Annotated in this window: 16 protein-coding genes; 11 read left to right on the top strand and 5 right to left on the bottom strand. The window is 66.3% G+C overall.

Annotated elements, in window-relative coordinates:
- Positions 1 to 186: 186 nt before the first annotated feature.
- Complete coding sequence (gene drmD / locus OHB01_RS26690) at positions 187 to 3,324, top strand: DISARM system SNF2-like helicase DrmD (protein WP_328854119.1); 3,138 nt, start codon at positions 187 to 189, stop codon at positions 3,322 to 3,324.
- Complete coding sequence (locus OHB01_RS26695) at positions 3,321 to 7,478, top strand: Eco57I restriction-modification methylase domain-containing protein (RefSeq protein ID WP_328854120.1); 4,158 nt, start codon at positions 3,321 to 3,323, stop codon at positions 7,476 to 7,478. Before drmD ends, OHB01_RS26695 begins: the two co-directional genes overlap by 4 nt.
- Positions 7,479 to 8,125: 647 nt before the next feature.
- On the opposite strand, the gene OHB01_RS26700 is transcribed toward OHB01_RS26695, so the two are convergent.
- Together OHB01_RS26700 and OHB01_RS26705 are read right to left on the bottom strand one after the other, a co-directional pair.
- On the bottom strand, positions 8,126 to 8,473 hold the full coding sequence (locus OHB01_RS26700; protein ID WP_142647645.1) for a type II toxin-antitoxin system PemK/MazF family toxin: 348 nt from the start codon (positions 8,471 to 8,473) through the stop codon (positions 8,126 to 8,128).
- Between the two features lie 294 nt (positions 8,474 to 8,767).
- Positions 8,768 to 9,142 carry a hypothetical protein gene (locus OHB01_RS26705; RefSeq protein WP_142647643.1) on the bottom strand — a complete coding sequence of 125 codons (375 nt, stop codon included), beginning with the start codon at positions 9,140 to 9,142 and terminating at the stop codon, positions 8,768 to 8,770.
- A 462-nt stretch (positions 9,143 to 9,604) separates the two neighbouring features.
- Here OHB01_RS26705 and OHB01_RS26710 point away from each other — a divergent pair, with 462 nt between their 5' ends.
- Positions 9,605 to 10,273 (top strand): HAD family hydrolase, encoded by a 669-nt coding sequence (locus tag OHB01_RS26710; protein ID WP_142647641.1) that lies wholly within the window; start codon positions 9,605 to 9,607, stop codon positions 10,271 to 10,273.
- Positions 10,251 to 10,463 carry a helix-turn-helix transcriptional regulator gene (locus OHB01_RS26715; protein ID WP_260617253.1) on the top strand — a complete coding sequence of 71 codons (213 nt, stop codon included), beginning with the start codon at positions 10,251 to 10,253 and terminating at the stop codon, positions 10,461 to 10,463. The genes OHB01_RS26710 and OHB01_RS26715 overlap by 23 nt, the downstream gene beginning before the upstream one ends.
- Before the next feature lie 98 nt (positions 10,464 to 10,561).
- On the opposite strand, the gene OHB01_RS26720 is transcribed toward OHB01_RS26715, so the two are convergent.
- Both OHB01_RS26720 and OHB01_RS26725 read right to left on the bottom strand, forming a co-directional pair.
- A complete protein-coding gene (locus OHB01_RS26720; protein ID WP_142647639.1) occupies positions 10,562 to 11,278 on the bottom strand; it encodes a 5-formyltetrahydrofolate cyclo-ligase in 717 nt (238 codons plus the stop codon).
- Between the two features lie 12 nt (positions 11,279 to 11,290).
- Positions 11,291 to 12,538 (bottom strand): transcriptional regulator, encoded by a 1,248-nt coding sequence (locus OHB01_RS26725; RefSeq protein ID WP_142647637.1) that lies wholly within the window; start codon positions 12,536 to 12,538, stop codon positions 11,291 to 11,293.
- A 178-nt stretch (positions 12,539 to 12,716) separates the two neighbouring features.
- Here OHB01_RS26725 and OHB01_RS26730 point away from each other — a divergent pair, with 178 nt between their 5' ends.
- The 7 genes from OHB01_RS26730 to OHB01_RS26760 all read left to right on the top strand — a co-directional run bounded on the left by OHB01_RS26730 (position 12,717) and on the right by OHB01_RS26760 (position 16,241).
- Positions 12,717 to 12,935 carry a hypothetical protein gene (locus tag OHB01_RS26730; RefSeq protein WP_328854121.1) on the top strand — a complete coding sequence of 73 codons (219 nt, stop codon included), beginning with the start codon at positions 12,717 to 12,719 and terminating at the stop codon, positions 12,933 to 12,935.
- A complete protein-coding gene (locus tag OHB01_RS26735) occupies positions 12,932 to 13,267 on the top strand; it encodes a hypothetical protein (protein WP_328854122.1) in 336 nt (111 codons plus the stop codon). The genes OHB01_RS26730 and OHB01_RS26735 overlap by 4 nt, the downstream gene beginning before the upstream one ends.
- Positions 13,268 to 13,411: 144 nt before the next feature.
- Entirely contained in the window at positions 13,412 to 13,630 is a 219-nt protein-coding gene (locus OHB01_RS26740) for a DUF397 domain-containing protein (protein ID WP_328854123.1), read from the top strand.
- A gap of 84 nt (positions 13,631 to 13,714) precedes the next feature.
- On the top strand, positions 13,715 to 14,134 hold the full coding sequence (locus OHB01_RS26745; protein WP_328854125.1) for a hypothetical protein: 420 nt from the start codon (positions 13,715 to 13,717) through the stop codon (positions 14,132 to 14,134).
- A 412-nt stretch (positions 14,135 to 14,546) separates the two neighbouring features.
- On the top strand, positions 14,547 to 14,816 hold the full coding sequence (locus tag OHB01_RS26750) for a hypothetical protein (RefSeq protein ID WP_142620930.1): 270 nt from the start codon (positions 14,547 to 14,549) through the stop codon (positions 14,814 to 14,816).
- 4 nt (positions 14,817 to 14,820) lie between these two features.
- Complete coding sequence (locus OHB01_RS26755) at positions 14,821 to 15,429, top strand: DUF6879 family protein (RefSeq protein ID WP_328709801.1); 609 nt, start codon at positions 14,821 to 14,823, stop codon at positions 15,427 to 15,429.
- Between the two features lie 32 nt (positions 15,430 to 15,461).
- A complete protein-coding gene (locus OHB01_RS26760) occupies positions 15,462 to 16,241 on the top strand; it encodes a DUF6082 family protein (protein ID WP_328854126.1) in 780 nt (259 codons plus the stop codon).
- A gap of 126 nt (positions 16,242 to 16,367) precedes the next feature.
- On the opposite strand, the gene OHB01_RS26765 is transcribed toward OHB01_RS26760, so the two are convergent.
- Positions 16,368 to 16,874: a hypothetical protein gene (locus tag OHB01_RS26765; protein ID WP_328854127.1), complete on the bottom strand. Its 507-nt coding sequence runs from the start codon at positions 16,872 to 16,874 to the stop codon at positions 16,368 to 16,370.
- Positions 16,875 to 16,965: the final 91 nt, after the last annotated feature.

The raw sequence follows: 16,965 nt of genomic DNA on the forward strand, positions 1-16,965 counted from the left end.
TCCTATCTTGGTGTAGACAGGTATTGATGATCTGGCGTAGATTGCGGCGCGTGCTTCCGGGCGGGATCTTCCCGCAGTCGGCTTTGGACCGATCCTTCGGGCCATGATGCAGAAGCCGCATTACGGTGTCTTGGTGTAGCGGAGCACGGCGCAAGCTGGCAAGGGTCGTCGGCGAGGGGTGAACGGGTGACGAGCGCGACGTCGGAAAGACCGGCCATCGGCGAGCTGGTCGCGATACGCGGGCAGCGATGGGTGGTCGGGGAGGTCGAGCCTGGCGAGAGCAGCACGCTGGTGACCCTGCAGAGCGTCGAGGACGGCCGGTACGGCGACACGCTGGAGGTCGTCTGGGAGATCGAGCCCGGCCGCCGCGTGCTGCCCAGCGGCTCGCTGCCCGACGTGACTCCCGACGGATTCGACTCGCCCGAACGCCTGGCCGCGTTCCTCGACGCCATCCGCTGGTCGGCCGTCACCAGCGCCGACGTCAAGACGCTGCAGGCGCCGTACCGGTCCGGCGTGGCCATCGAGGACTACCAGCTCGAACCGGTCTCCCGCGCCCTCGACGCGCCCCGCGTCAACCTGCTGCTCGCCGACGACGTGGGCCTCGGCAAGACCATCGAGGCCGGGCTCGTCGCCCAGGAACTGCTGCTGCGCCACCGCGCCCGGACCGTGATGATCGTGTGCCCGGCCGGCCTCACGCTCAAGTGGAAGGACGAGATGGCCGAGAAGTTCGGCCTCGACTTCACGATCATCGACACCGAGCGCTGCGCCCAGGTCCGCCGTACGCACGGCAGCGCGGCCAACCCGTTCACGGTCTATCCGCTGAGCATCGTGAGCCTGCCCTGGCTGCGCGGCCAGAAGGCGCAGCGGCTGCTCGACGAGGTGCTCGACCCCGGCGCGATGGAGCGCCGCTTCGACCTGCTCATCCTCGACGAGGCCCACCACGTTGCGCCCGCCGCGCCCAAGCAGGTGTACGCCGTGGACTCCCAGCAGACCAAGCTCATCCGCCGCCTGGCCCCGCACTTCACCCACCGGTTGTTCCTGTCGGCGACCCCGCACAACGGCTATCAGGCGTCGTTCACCGCGCTGCTGGAGATCCTCGACGACCAGCGGTTCGCCCGCGGCGTCGACCCCGACCAGGCCGCCGTCAAGGAGACGGTCATCCGCCGGCTCAAGCGCCACATCGTCAACGCCGACGGCACCAAGCGGTTCGTCGACCGGGAGGCGAGCGCGATCCCGGTCCTCTACCCGCCCGACGAACGCCAGGTGCACGACCTGCTCAAGCGGTTCGCGCAGGTGCGCCGGGCCAGGCTCAACAAGAACGTCAAGGGCCGCAAGGCCGCCGACCTCGTGACGCTGCTGCTCAAGAAGCGCCTGTTCTCCAGCCCCGCCGCCTTCGCCCACACTCTCGACGTCTACCTCGACGGCGTACGCGAACCCGTCGAGGTCAGGCAGGACGACGACGCCGACGTCGAGGAGTGGATGGACGACTTCTGGGAGGAGACCGCCACTCTCGACGACGAGCCGCTCGCCGAGGCCGAAGACGACGCGCTGTCGCTGGCCGCGCCGCTGCAGGGCGTCGCAGGCGACGAGGAGATCGAGCTGCTCCAGCGCATGCGCGCCTGGGCCCGCGACTACGAGTCGTCGCCCGACACCAAGGCGCGCGAGCTCATCAATTACCTGCGGGCCGTCTGCCGCCCCGACGAGCACTGGTCGAACGAGCGGGTCGTGGTCTTCACCGAATATCGCGACACCCAGAAGTGGCTGGTCGACCTCCTGCGGCAGGAGGACCTCGGCGACGAGCACCTCGCCGTGCTGCACGGCGGCATGTCGGCCGATGAGCGGGAGCAGCTCCGGGTCGCGTTCCAGAAGGACCCGAGCGAGCATCCCGTACGCATCCTGGTCGCCACCGACGCCGCCAGTGAGGGCATCGACCTGCAGAACCACTGCCACCGGCTGGTGAACTACGACATCCCGTTCAACCCGAACAAGCTGGAGCAGCGGATCGGCCGCGTCGACCGCTGGGGCCAGAAGCGCACGCCCGACATCCGCCACTTCGTCGGCACCGGCTGGGACACGGCCGTCGACTCCTACGAGGCCGACCTGGAGTTCCTGTCGCGGGTGGCCAACAAGGTCGCGCAGATGGAAGAGGACCTTGGCTCGGTCAACGCGGTGCTCGCGCGGGCCGTGCAGCGGCGCATGCTCGGCGACATCGCCGACTACGACGTCGAGCAGGCCGGTGATCCGGCGAGCGCGGTCCCGGCCGAGACGAACGTCCGCGACCAGGTGCGCAAGCTCCGCGCCAACCTGGACGAGACCGTCGCCGAGCTGGGCATCACCCCGGCGAACGTCAAGCGGGTCGTCGACACCGCTCTGTCGCTGGCCCGGCAGCAGCCGCTCACACCGCATCTCGACGAGAAGCACCTCACCGAGGGCCTGTTCGATGTGCCGCCGCTGACCGGTTCATGGGAACGTGCGGGCGCCGGGCTGCTGGCCAAGACGACGCGCAAGGACGAGACACCGCGCCAGAGGCCGGTGACGTTCGACCCCGAGGCCACGCTCGACCCCGAGGGCCGGGTGCGCGACGACGTCGTGCTCGCCCACCTGGGGCACCCGCTGGTCGCCATGTCCACCCGGCTGCTGCGCGCCGCCGTCTCCAACGCCGAGATCGGCCTGCATCGCGTCACGGCCGTCGTCAGTGACGACCCCGCCCTGGAGACCACCCTGGCCGGGGCGTTCTCCCGGTTCGTGCTGGTCGGTGGTGACGGTGTGCGGCTGCACGAGGAGGTCCTGTATGCGGGCGGCTGGGTGCCGTCCGACAGCGGCCGGTTCCGCCGGCTGGAGAACCTGACCGTGCTCGGCGGCATCCTCGACCGCGCGCTCACGCAGGGAACCCCCGCCTCTGCCCCCGTACGGCACCGCCTGGCCGAGGCGTGGCCGCGGGTGGCCGGGCCGCTGCTGCAGTCGATCGACTGGCGCACCGAGCAGAAGCGCGGCCAGCTCGAACGCAAGCTCGCCCAGCGGATGGAGGCCGAGCAGGAGCGCGTCAAGGCCAACCTGAAGCGGTTCGAGGCCACCCTGCGGGCCAAGCTCGCCGAGGGCGACCAGGACGGCGACGCGCTGTTCAGCCGCCACGAGGCGGTGTCCAAGGAGGAGCGGGACCAATACCGCAGAGATCGCAGATCCTGGGAGGAACGCCTGGCCGGGCTCGGCCGTGAGCGTGACCGGGAGCTGGCGGAGATCGCGGCGCGCTACCGCGACCCCAGGCCGCATCGGTTCCCAGTGGCTGTGGTCTTCGTCGTGCCGAGGCGGGAGGCAGTCCGATGAGCAGATTCAGGAGCATAGTCAGCAAGGACGTCGACCACCAGGGGTGGCTCGCGCTGGTCGAGGTGAGCGGGCCGTTCCTCAGCCTCCCGGTGCTGCGCGCCACCTGGCCGGCCCTCGACGCGGTCGACAAGCAGCGGCGCGACAGGCTCCGCCTCGCCCACACCGCCTGGCAGCAGGGCGGCGACCGCCGCGACTGGATCGAGCACGTCCTGCGCGGCCTGCTGCGCTGGGACGATGCCGTCCACATCGGCGGACTGGATCACCTGGCGCTGGACGTCCCCGAGCACGAGACCACGATCACGCCGTCGTTCGCGCTTGCCGTGCCGGGCCACCAGCCCAAGCCCGACACCGTACGGCTGCTCGGCATGATCACCAGCGGGCATCCGACGGCCCGCATGAAGCACGCCAAGTGGGCCGCCACCCCCGCCGACCGGATGGCGCAGCTGTGCCGTCACCACGGCGTGGAGCTGGGCCTGGTCACCGACGGCCGCTGGTGGACGCTGGTATGGGCCCCGCGCGGGGGTGTGACGACCACGGCCACCTTCGACGCGATCCCGTGGCCGGAGGCGGCCGAGCGCGACGTGCTGCGCGCGTTCGTCTCGCTGCTGGGCTTCGACCGGTTCTTCTCGTTCCCTGACTCCCAGCGGTTGCCGGCGCTGCTCAAGGCCAGCCTCGACAGCCAGGAGGACATCACCGAGGCCCTCGGCGTGCAGGTGCGCCAGGCCGTGGAGTTGCTCGTCGCCGCCATCGGCCGGGCCGGCGTGCCCGACGACGTCACCGCGCACGAGGTCTACCGCGGCTCGGTCTCGGTCATGATGCGCGTCGTCTTCCTGCTGTTCGCCGAGGAGCGCGGCCTGCTGCCGTCCGACAACAAGGTGTACGCCACGGCGTACTCGGCCGGGCGCCTCTGCGCCGAGCTGGAGCAGCGCGCCATCGAGGGCAGCGAGGAGGAGCTGGAGAACAGCCACGCCGCCTGGCACCGCCTGCTCGCGCTGTTCCGCGCCGTGCACAGCGGGGTCGAGCACCCGCGCCTGACCATGCACGCCCACGACGGGTCGCTGTTCGACCCCGACGCGTACGCCTGGATGCCGCTCACGATCGACGACCGCACGGTCATGCACATGCTGCGCGCCGTGCAGTACGTCGAGGTCGGCAGCGGCAAGAACCGCGAGCGCCGCACGCTCAGCTTCCGCATGCTCGACGTCGAGCAGATCGGCTACGTGTACGAGGGACTGCTGTCCTTCGACGGCTTCCGCGCCGCCGATGTGGTCGTCGGCCTGGTCGGCAAGCCCGGCCGGGAAGAGGAGGTCGAGCTCCACGACCTGGAGGCGCTGGCCCGAAACGCTTCCGGTGACCTCGCCGAGAAGCTGGCGGAGAAGTACAAGGACTCGGGCATCGGCAGCGTGGCCGCGCTGCGTAAGCGGCTCGCGCCGCTCGACGAGGCCGGCGCGCTGGAGGCCACCCGCAGGCTGCTCGCCGTCACCGGCGGCGACGCCGACCTCGCGCGGCGGCTGCTGCCGTTCGCCGGGCTGCTGCGCGACGACCTGCGCGGCCTGCCCGTGGTCATCTTGCCCGGCGCGCTGTACGTCACCGAGTCGGCCCTGCGCAAGAACACCGGCACCCACTACACGCCGAAGTTCCTGGCCGAAGACGTGGTCAAGAACGCGCTGGAGCCGCTGGTCTACTCGCCGGGACCGCTGCAGACGGCCGACCGCTCACAGTGGAAGCTGCGCAGCTCGGCCGAGATCGTGGGCGGGGACGGCCACCGCGGCCTGAAGATCGCCGACATCGCCATGGGCTCGGCGGCGTTCCTCGTGGCCGCCGCACGCTACCTGGGGGACCGGCTGGTCGAGGCGTGGTCGCAGGAAGGCCGCGAGGAGGCCGCCGCCTACCTGGAGACCGCCGAGGACCGTACGGCCGATGCCGACGCGGACCCCGTCGTCATCGAGGCCCGCCGGCAGGTCATCGAGCACTGCCTCTATGGCGTGGACATCAACCCCATGGCCGTCGAGATGGCCAAGCTGTCGCTGTGGCTGGTGTCTATGGACTCCTCCCGGCCGTTCACCTTCGTGGACGACCGTCTCGTGGTCGGCGACGCGTTGCTCGGCATCACGTCGCTGGAGCAGCTTGAATACATGCACCTCGTGCCGTCGCGCGGGCGCAAGCTGTTCAGGGACTCGGCGCTCGACTTCACGGCGGACGTGCGTCGGATGGTGCGCGGCACCGCCGACAAGCGGCGGCGCCTGGTCGACATCTCGGTGGAGGAGAACGGGATCGACGCGCTGAACAAGAAGCGCAGCATCCTGTTCGAGATCGACAGCGAGACCCGCCAGCACCGGCTCTTCGCCGACCTGCTGGTCGGAGCGTCGCTGAAGTACGCCGTCGAGCAGGGCAAGATCAGCGATCGCGACGCCGACCCCGAGATCGGCAAGCTCCGCGGCTTCGACCGGGCGTCGCTGGAGGCGGCGCATCGCGCCAGTGCCGTCGTTCGCGGTGAGCCCGGCAGTTGGCCCGCGGCCGAAGAGGCGCGGAAGGAGTGGCTCGCCACCGACCAGGTCCCCGGCACCTTCGACCGCCGGCCCGTCCATTGGCCGCTCGTGTTCCCCGAGGTCTTCGAAGAGAAGCCCGCCAGCAGTTCGGCCGAGCCCGGCGACGCCCTGGCCGACCTGGGCACGCCCGGCCCCGGCTTCGACGCCATCATCGGCAACCCGCCCTTCCTGGGCGGCCAGCGGCTTACGGGGTCATTGGGTGTGGCCTACCGCGAATACATGGTCGATGCGATCGGCCGCGGCGCGCGGGGCAGCGCGGACCTCGTGGCCTACTTCGTGCTTCGCGCCCACGGCATCCTGAACGAGCACGGCCAGACGGGCATGATCGCCACGAACACTCTCGCCCAGGGCGACACCCGAGAGGTCGGTCTCGATCAACTTGTGGCTGAGGGGACGACGATTCGCCAGGCCATCAAGAGCAAGCCATGGCCATCGAGGTCAGCCGTCCTTGAGTACTGCGCCACCTGGACCAGTCGTGCTGCCCTCGGTGATCAGGCTCAGCGAGTGGCAGACGGCGTTGTAGTTGCAGCCATCACGCCATCGCTCGACGCTGAATCCCGCGTATCAGGGAATCCGTATCGGTTATCCAGCAGTGCCAATACCTCATTTATTGGCTCCTACGTGCTCGGCCTGGGTTTCACAATGGAGTCGGAGGCTGCTGAGAGCATGATCGAGCGCGATCCGCGCAATAAGGACGTGCTCTTCCCCTACTTGAATGGGCAGGACCTCAACTCCCGACCGGACTGTTCCGGGAGTCGCTGGATCATCAACTTCCATGACTGGTCAGAGGAAAGTGCCAAGACCTACACCGAGCCGTACGACCAGGTACGCCGACTAGTGAAGCCTGAGCGGGACGGTAACAAGCGAGCAGCACGTCGTGAACGGTGGTGGCAATACGCAGAGCGTGCTCCCAACCTCTACGAAGCTATCAAGAAGCTTGACCGGGTCATTGTGATCACACTGGTGAGCAAGGTCGTGATGCCGGCGATGGTGTCGACCGGGCAAGTGTTCGCGCATAAGCTTGCTGTATTCGCGACGGATGACACAGGGATGCTATCGATGCTGTCGAGTGCGCTGCACTATTGGTGGACAGTTACGCGAAGCTCGACGATGAAGGCGGACATCAACTACTCGCCGTCAGATGCGTTTGAAACGTTGCCGCTGCCCGAGTTGACCGAGGAGATGCGGGATCTCGGCGACCGGCTCGACACGTACCGGCGGGAGCTCATGGTCGCTCGTCAGGCCGGCCTGACCGCGACGTACAACCTGGTCAACGATCCGGCCTGCCAGGACGAGGACATCGTCGAGCTGCGCCGCATCCACCGGGACATCGACACAGCGGTCTGCCGGGCCTACGGCTGGAACGACATGCTCGACAAGCTCGAGCACGGCTTCCATACGGTCGGCGGCCGGGAGACCCGCTACACGGTCGGCCCCTACGCACAGCGCGAGTTTGTGGACCGTCTTCTCGAACTCAACCACGCCCGCTACGCCGAGGAGGTCGCCAAGGGCCTGCACGACAAGAAGAAGCCCGCCAAGCCCAAGCCGGCCAAGCCCGCCCGCGCCTCCAAGGACGCCGAAGCCGCCCCGCCCGGCCTGTTCTGAACCGGTAGCGGCTCGCCTCGGGAGCGGTCATAGTTCGACTGACAGCCGATGCACTTCAGCCCGTTTGCTGAGCCCAGAGCGATTGCCTGACCAGCAGCGTCGGCGAGCAGGGAGACGTCCCCCTGCTCGCCGGACTCCGGAGAGGAGCGAGGCGTGCCAAACCTTCCCCAGGTGATCACCACGAGGGGTAGCGACCGTTACCACGCGAGCGAGGAATGCCCCATGTGGCTCGCGGGCCGGCTCGGCAGCGAAAGCCAGGGCAACCGCCTGCATAACGTCCTACAAATGTCCGAAGCGGAAGCCCGAGCCGACGGCTGGACTCCATGCCCCGGCTGCATGGGCACCGAACACATGTAAGCCCGCTGAAGCGGCCCGAGGCCGCCCCTCTCGGCCTACTGCGTGTCGGGAGTCACGCGGTTTCACTTACAGCAGGAAGTACTCTCCCTGATGCCGACTCCTGCGAGAGGAGATGTAGTGAGCCCGGGCTTACCGCTGGAATTGACGGGGACCCAGGCTTCGCGTTGTGTGACATCAGTTGCGGCACACGCTCAATTAGATGCTTGCCAAGCAACAGGGTGTCTTTAACGTACCGTCCCATCTCCATCTCGGCTCTGGCGGCGATGTCAGTGATGACATTAGAAAGCCGTTCACATGGTGAGGAGGCTCATGACATGGTGGCGAACCTGCTGAAGGACGTCGTCCTTCACCGTGCCGAAGAGACGGTTGTCGAAGTCTCGGTCTTCGGCGGTCCAGATACGATTCGCCCGAACAAATGACGGCGCCACTAAGCCGATAGTTTGCCAGTCGGTGATCGGCACGTCGTATGGCCCCATCATCGCGGCACGTTTGGCACTGGATGACACCATGGCGGCGAGAATCGTTCGGGTCGGCCCTGCGCCGGTGGCTGCAAGAATCAGGACAGGTCGTTTCTTATATGGCTGGGCTTCTGAGTGGCTGAAGGGGAACCACACCAGCCTTACTTCTCCGGGAGTCATAGGTTGTCGTACAGGGCGTCCTCGGGATTGTCCCAATCCTCAGTCCATAGCCGTGACACGTACGCCCTCACGTGCTCGTCGGTGCCGTCATCCTCATAGGACATATCGACTGCCAGCGGCGCGTTACTTGCGACTGTTGACCAAGGCCCTTCGATGATGTCCGGGGATCGCCGCCTGGCAGTGATTATCCGCCTGTGTGGCCGGGGTTGAGGGCGAGCAATGGGGTTTTCGTATTTGAACTCGCTCTTAGTTCCTGCTGAGATGAAGGTCGATGTTAGGGGGGTGGTCATGGAGTTAGCCCTCCTCAGTTTCAGATCGATCCTGGGCCATACGCTCGACTGCAGCGTCGTAGGTATCCGCAGTTGTCTGCAGCACCTGAATGAGTTCCTCCAGTCGAGCTCTGCTCATATGAAAACGGCCATGAATATCTACTTTGAGGCCTGTCGCCTTCAAGGTCTCGATCGCTCGCCGTTGCCCCTCAGTGTCCCTCGGGATGAGAGGTGGAGGGATGCTACCGAGTAGGAGGTAGATGCCGTCAGGGCCACCCTCCAGTGTCGGCGGACCTGGCTGCGCGACGAACTGGTTCACGTGCGTGATCGGCACGCCTGCAGCGTCGCTCCAGTCGACTACGATGGCGAAGTTCTCCACGACGGGGTTCTCCTCTGGCACGCCCTCAGTCTGACACCAGTGATGTGTCCCTGCTATAAAGCGCCCCCCGCGTACAGCTAAGGGTTGGACGATCGAGGTGGCGGTTCGGTTCACTGCTGCGGCACGGGCACGTCAACCTGCCCGTCGGGATAATCCAGTACAGCGGAGCCGCTGTAGCCAGAACTCCGTCTGCCGGCTCTCGATCTCCGCGAAGTTGTCCAGTATGAGGCTCGGTCTGCCGGGACGATGGCGGCGACACGGTGACCCTGGTTGGTGAGGTAAGCGATCGCATGCCTTGAATGGCAGCGGCAATGACGTCAGGGAGATGACCGTCGGCCTCATTCACCGGCACCTCGAACGCGTTGTGGGTCGCGGCTTGTGTGGGGGACACGAGTCGAAGAGTAACGGATTGCCTACTCACGGTCTCGACTTGTCCTGCAAAACTCGCCGTACGCGGAGTGATCGCTGGCTTACGTTGCCGGTGTGGTCAAGGCTGTGGTGTTCGACATTGGCGAGACATTGGTCCGCGATGACCGCTACTGGGGATCATGGGCGGACTGGCTCGGCGTCCCCCGTCATACGATGTCCGCTCTCGTGGGTGCGGTGACCGCACTCGGGCTGGACAACGCCGAAGCCATCCGCATGATCCGGCCCGGTATCGACCTTCAGGCGGCGTACCGGGAACGTGAGCACTCGGGTCGGGGTGAGTTTCTCGACGAGACCGACCTATATCCCGATGTTCGTGACAGCCTGCAGGCACTGCAACGCATGGGCTTGCGGGTTTGCGTCGCCGGGAACCAGACGGTTAAGGCGGGCAGTCTGCTACGCGGGCTGGGTCTTCCCGTGGACGCCATCGCCACCTCTGGAGAATGGGGAGTGGCCAAGCCGGACGCCGCGTTCTTCGATCGTGTTGTCAAGCTCGCCGGGGTCTCTCCTGGAGAGACGCTCTATGTCGGCGATCATCCGGTCAACGATGTGGTGCCGGCGAAGGAAGCAGGTCTTGCGAGCTGTCTGATCAGACGGGGACCGTGGGGGCTCCTCTGGGGCAACGATCCGGCCGTACCGGCTGATGTACGAATCGACGGTCTTGCCGACCTCCCAGCTCTGCTGTCCACATTCGGGCGGAGCGATGGTCGTGGCGCGGAGTCGTAACGACGGCCCGGGAGGTCGTATCGCCGCAGTCCGCACCGCGCGCCGGATGACGCAGGGCGAACTCGCACGGGCGGCCGATGTCTCTCGCAGCATGATCCGTAAGCTGGAGCAGGGGAGCCGGAACCCGAGCGACAACGTGCTCTACGCCATCGCGAGAGGAGGCGTACGCGTGGTGGCGCCGCCCTGCTAACCGGCCAGGCCCGATAACCAGGCTCCCACCCGCTCTCGTGACAAGCCAGGTTCGGGCCAGGAGCCCGCCGGGCCCATTCCTTCGGCCTCGGTCGCTCGTCAACCACGCGAACGGCGAGTTGCGAGCGCGGGAATCGCGTCGATCATCTCTTGGGGGAGGCTCTCCCAGTAGAGACCACGAGGTCGGCGAGGCGGTCCGCATTCGATGACTTCGTCGGGCGTCACGATGAAATCGACACGGAAATCATGCTCGGCCTCAGGCAGGTCTCCAGCGACGACCTGCAAGGAATGCACCGTCGTCACGATCGTCGTATCCGGGCCGATCAACCCGGCTTCGTGTAACAGCGCTACCTCGATGTCGGAGTAGCCGGCGCCCTTACCGAGCCGGACGCCTTGCCGGTTCACAGCGACGCTGCCGCACACGATCAGGTCAACCGGCCGCATCTCCTCTACGTCGACTCTGCGTGCCATGGTTGCGGCGATCTTGCTGGATGCAGCCTCGGTCGCGGGCACCGTCAGCGCTGCCGGGTCCAGGAGATAGAACGGCTGTGCCTCGGCCAGCTTGGGTACGGCCATGTAGACGAGCTTGCCTTCGGCCAGGGCCCGCGCCCGTACGGGAAGCTGCGCCTTGTCCGGGACGGCCTTGATAACCGCCGCCTCCCACCAGATCGATAGCTTCGCGAGCCGTTCGGCGGCGGCCTCGGCTCCGACGAATGCCGGGATGCGACCGCGAACACCGGGTGGGACGACGCGCTCCTGCTCCAAGAGTGCCCACACGCGCTCCCGGACCTCTTGCTTGGCCTGGTCTTTCACCATTGCGATCACCCTTCAGGCAGCGACGAGCGCAAACAACCGGTCGAACACATCTCGAACAATCGGCATTTCCCGCCATGGCTGAAGCTCGCGGCCCGCGCTGAACACGACGTTCAGCCCACCGCCACCCCGTGTCGTTTCTATGAGGTCGATGGCGGCGTGGAGCGACGCCGCTGCCATTTCAAGGTCCCCTTGTCGAAGGCGAGCAAGAGCCAGGTTGCCGAGCACGATCGCTTGGGATTTCGGACGATCCTGGAGGGACTGAGCAGCGCTTTCGAGCATCGATTCCGCTCGCTTGGCGTCGTTGAGGAGCAGGTAGCACGAGCCGGCGAGCCGGCCATGCTGGGCAGGTGAGAACATCTCGATCGCTGCGTCTACCGGGCTGATCTGCTCGAAGCACGTCTCGGATTCACCCAAAGCGTGTTCGCAGTCCGATCGCCGTCCAAGCATCGCGTATGCCTCGGCGACGTGGAGCAGTCCAAGACCCCGCAGCACCAGGCTGCTGTGCGCGGCGCGGTCGGCTGCCTGCAAGGCCAGGTCGAGCGCGACTTGCGGTTTCTTCTCCGTGTAGAGCGAGACGAAGCTCATACGCAGGAGCGCATGCCCTTCGGCGGCCCCATCCCGAATCTGCCTCGCTGCCGCTATTGCCTGAGCAAGGTAAGCGCGGGTGGTCGCGTGATCGCGTCGTTGGGAGGTATCCCAGACGAGTTGCCCCATAAGCGTCGCGGCTTCAACTTCCACCGTGCATAGCTCGCGCTGTACGAGGCTGGAAGAGGCGTGCGTTCGGAGGAAGGCCACCTGACCGAAGTACCGCGCGGCCTCCACCAGCAATGATGCTGCCGAGACGTTGTCGTACCGCGCAGCCAGGGCGTGAACCCGCTCGCGTACGTGTGCGACCGCAACCAGATCGACGCTACCCGGACGCTCCATCACATAGTTCAGCCGCTCGTCGGCCGATGCTCTGTATTCGTCGGGCAGACTCTCCCGTGCTTCGTTGCCGGGCGATATTCGCTCGCCAAAGAGGTCTTCCTCGCTCACCGCGAAGGCTCGCGTGTACAGCAGCCGGTAGGGATCGCGCGGCTGGTTGTGACCAGCTTCGTACGCCTTGATCCGGCGAACGATCGTCTCCCGGCAGGGAAGGCCCTTGCGCGTCTCGTCGTCAGCGGCCTCGACGAGACGGCGGGCCATCTCCTTCTGACTCCACAGCCGGCTGCGCCGCTCGGCGCGTAGCCGTACGGCCCATGGGGGGAGTTCGGCGTCCACTGCGTGCACCTTTTTCGTCAGACCGGGGGCGTCCTGACCGCCCTTAGTGTCCCCTACCAACATCTGTGATGGAGAGATTACGCACTGTTGTACTTGGAGGTGACGACGCGAACAAGCGGGGTCCGCAGGCGTTGCGACCGCCGTGCGGACCCCTTGATCAGGATGGTGGTCCTGACCCATGACACAGAGTAGGACTGTCGCCGCCGCCCGTCCGGTGTTCGCCGGGTGGCGGATCATGCGAAGCGACGCCGGGCGGTTGTGGGCGACGCGCGAGCGGCCGTTCCCCGCGGCCGTGGAGGAGGCGGGCGCGCATCGCACGGTGGATGCCGACGACCTGGTCGAACTGTGCCAGGTGATCGCCGCCCAGGAGGGCCTCGCCGAGCAGGCGGCCCGGTGACCGCGTCCGCCGCGCTGCTCGACGTCACCGCCCCTGGAGAGGACGCCGACGAGGACTGTCCGGGCGTGTCGCCGCATCCGGCGGTGCCGCGCCCCGGCCGCACGAAGCTGTGGTGGATCGAGGAGAGCCTCGGTCGTGGTCGGGTCGTCGCCCACACCTGCGCCTGCCAGATGACCTCCTACGAACTGGTCCGCTGCGGCGGCCTCTACCAGTTCCGCCGCCACGCCTTCGCTCGTCACGATGTGCCGCCGGTGTCCTGGACGGCCCGCTGCTGGCGGCGCGAGGAGGCGTACGCGTGGTGGCGCCGCCTGCTGGCCGGCCAGGCCCGATAAAGGCTCCCCGCCGATCATGCGAACGCTGTGTTCGGCGGGGTCTGGGCGGCCTGCCGTACGCCTGAGGGGGTTTGGCGGCAGGCCACCCGTCGCACGGAACCCGCCGCACGGGGCGGGACGGATCGACAAGGAAGAAGGGATGAGATGACCGACCTGTACGAGCGTGACCTGGCGGGGGCGCGGTTCCGCCGGCTGTGCGGCGGCAACCAGCAGGAGGAGGAGCAGGAGTCCTGCGTCGAGATCGCCCCGATCCCGGGCGCGGCGGACGCCTTTGCCCTGCGTGACAGCAAGAACCCCAACGCCGGGACGCTCCGCTTCACCGGCGACGAGCTCCGCGCCGCCGGGATGACCACCCTCCTGTAGCCCTACGAGGCCGGGTGCGGCCCCTGCCCGGTGATAGCAGGCAGGGACCGCACCCCACTGTAACGACCACATCCGAGAGGCCCGATGCACCTGCACTGCTACTCCTGGACGGGAGTCGGCGACGACCGCCGCAACGAGGCCGAACGCCGCCCGCCCCCGCCGTCTGGCGATCCCGGGCCGTTCCTGGCCTCCCCTCTGCCGCCGATGCGTACGTGCGACTGGCTGTTGAAGCCCCGCACCCGCATCGACGTCTCGCCGAGGTCCGTGGGGGAGGCGTTGGAGTGGCTGACCACGTGCTACCGGGCGGCCGAGGCACAGTTCCTGCGGCCGGAGGACGAGGTGCGCATCGGGCTCGGCCTACGGCTGGAGAACGCGGGGGAGGCCCTGGCCGCCGGACTGGACGTGCAATGGGGCATCTGGCTACGCGGCGGCCGGTTCGTCACCTGCGCCGTCATCTGCTGCTCCCCGAACCGCGACGCCGCCCACCGCTGCCCCGCCACCTGAACCGCCCTCCCGGCCGGTCTCCGGTCATGGCCGGCGTTTCGGGTCGCCGTCGTTCGTGGTCGGCGGGCGCAAGCTCTCTGCAAATCGGCAGGTAGGGCAGGACTATCTGATTCTCTTCTGGTCAGAAAAGTGGAAACGGGCAAAAGAGGACGCTGTCCTATTTGTGTATGCGGCGGCTGTAGCCGCGTGGATACTTCACGCGTGCCAATCTCTACCGCAGGCCATGCGATCACTGTTGCATGGGCAATCCCTGGGGCATAGGATGCCTGCGACAGGTCGAGTGACAGCAATAAATCCGCGATATGCGGATGCTTCCCGCCTACTTTCATTGGCCTCCACGGTTGATGCTTGCCCGTTCTGTCATCCCGTGCGACACTCGGGGCAACCCGTATCGGCGGAAAAGAGGTATGTCGTGTCTCGTCCATGGGAAGCCGACGCTACGGCGGAGCTTCGGAGACGTCTCGGCAAATCCGCGCTCGAACTGGGTGAAACAACCGGCAGCCCGTCGTGTCCTGACATCTGGGAGCTGTCCAACGGAGATATCGCCATAATCGGCCGGGATCTCACCCATGCCTATGCTGACCGGCTCCCATCGGGCGTGAGCGTCGGCGACGACGAGCGCCTGGTCGTCATTCCCCGCACCATGATCGTCGCCGCCAAGCCGGATATTCCAGATGCTTAGGAATGTGGCCGAGGCGGAGGCTGTCACGCTGACCTCGGAAGAGTACCTCTCCGACTTCTGGCCGTACTTCCAAAGATTGCAGGATGTCTTTTGGAAGCTGGAGACCTATCAGAGTTTCCGGGAGCCGGACGACTCCAGCTGGCGGGCGTTCGACTCGGGGGACTGGAACCAAGCCATACGTCTCATCGACGAACGTCGCGAAGAGATCCAGGAACCTGTAAAACAGGTGCATGGATTTGAAATGCGGCGAGTGCGTATCGTCGAAAAACCTTTCACTCCGTATATCCAGTGGGAACTCTATTACATTCGTCATCGGGCGCAGGCCGGTGAAGATATCAGGGTCATCGACTCGGATCTCCTGCCGGCTCACGGGTTCACCTACCGCTTGCCGGAGCTGGTGATATTGGATTCGATGGTGATGTACGAGGTCCTCTACACACCGGACGGCACGCTCACGGGAGCAAGGAAGATCGTAGACAGAGCTTTGATCGAGTCTTGCCGACGCGACGTGGAGAGCTTGTTCATCGTGGGTCGGGATCTGCTTCCCTATCTGAACGAGGAACGCGCGGTTCTTCCTCCGCCTCTGCAACAGTCCGGCACTCCCATCGCCTGATCCAAATGAATCAGCGACGTCCGATCACTCGCATGGCCGGTGCCATCGGTCGTCGCTTCGTCATCAGCACAATCCTCTTCGCGTCCATTGCTCTCATCTCCGTTCTCGTCATCTCCTCGCCACTGTTTCTCGACTCGCTGAAAGCCAAGCGTGACGACTGGTTGCTGTTGAGCAACATAGGGCAGACCTATGGAGTGGCGTCCGCACTCTTGTCGGTATTCGCCCTGATCGGTGTGTCGTTCTCTTTGATTCTGCAGGCGAGAGAGACCAAGGCCACTCGTGAACAGGCCTTGCGAGCGCTGCACGGCGACCTGATGAGAATGGCGATGGACGACCCGCTTTATCGTGCATGTTGGGGGCCCTTCTTCTCTGCGGATGAGGAGGACGGTCAAAAGGCGCACATGTACGTCAACATGATTTTCAATCACTGGCTGCTCATGTGGGAGCTGCGGGCAATCACCGAAACGCATCTGCGGGAGATTTCTCGCACGGTCCTCGAAGGGCCGATCGGTCGAAGGTTCTGGCAAGACGTCAGAGCGTTGCGCATGTCGAGCTCGGGCACGCGTCGGGAGCGCCGTTTCAACCGGATCATTGACGCCGAATACCAAGAAGTCGTTCGCCTGAACCCGATCGCCCCTGTCTGGGGGCCGCCCGGCAGCGCCGATCCGCTTCCTCATGCGAAGGCGAACATCGCAAGGGGCTTCGTAAGTGAGGCCAATTTGACGCGATTGCTCGCCGTGCTGGGTGTCGTGCTCGTCATCGACATCCTGCGCAAGATGGCAGCATCCCTGTCCCGGCAGCGGCGCACGTGAACTCGCCCCTCATTGCGCAAACGCCTCACGGCGTCTGCGCAATGAAACGTGCGGAGCACGTACGTCACCACCATTGCCGACGGACTGCGGCCCCGAGTCGGTTCCTTCGCTCGACGGGCTCGCCACTCAGGGCTGCCAGGCGTCCTCGTAGTCGTCGTGCCAGTCGTACGCCGAAGCCTCCAGCTTGAGCAGGTGCTCCGCCTGGAGGTGCTCCTCGACCGTCAGGTAGAGGCCGTGGACGACCACGGACTCCAGAAAATCCATGCGGTCCCGTTTCGCGGCCAGATCCCGCTCTGCCTTGTGGACGCCGGGCTCCCCGTCGTCCGCAGCGCTGTCTGCCTGGTCGAAACCCTCCGCGATGCGGGCGCGCAAGAACGCGATCAACCCCTCGAACGCGGCTCCCGCCTCGTGTGCGCGAGCCCTGCATGCGTCGGCCATGATCCCCTGGCAGGGGGAGGCCAGGGTGGGCGCGTCCGTGCTCGCGAGGTCCGTCCAGGGGAGCCGTCTCCGGAGCGCTTCCCCGTCGATCGGTCCTTTCCCGCCGGCGGCAAGGACGGCCCCGAGAAGCTCTGCCGCGAGCAGGGGGCGGGCGCGGACGAGCCCCAGGAGCGCTCCGCGGTCGATCGCTGTCATGGCCAGGAGGTTACAGTCGGTAATCGAATGTGCGTCGAGGGGCGACAACCTGCTCGGGATCGTTGTCTTCCTTCTCGGTAGAAGGAGTCTC

Origin of the sequence: Microbispora hainanensis, from assembly GCF_036186745.1 — a bacterium.
Classification (GTDB): domain Bacteria; phylum Actinomycetota; class Actinomycetes; order Streptosporangiales; family Streptosporangiaceae; genus Microbispora.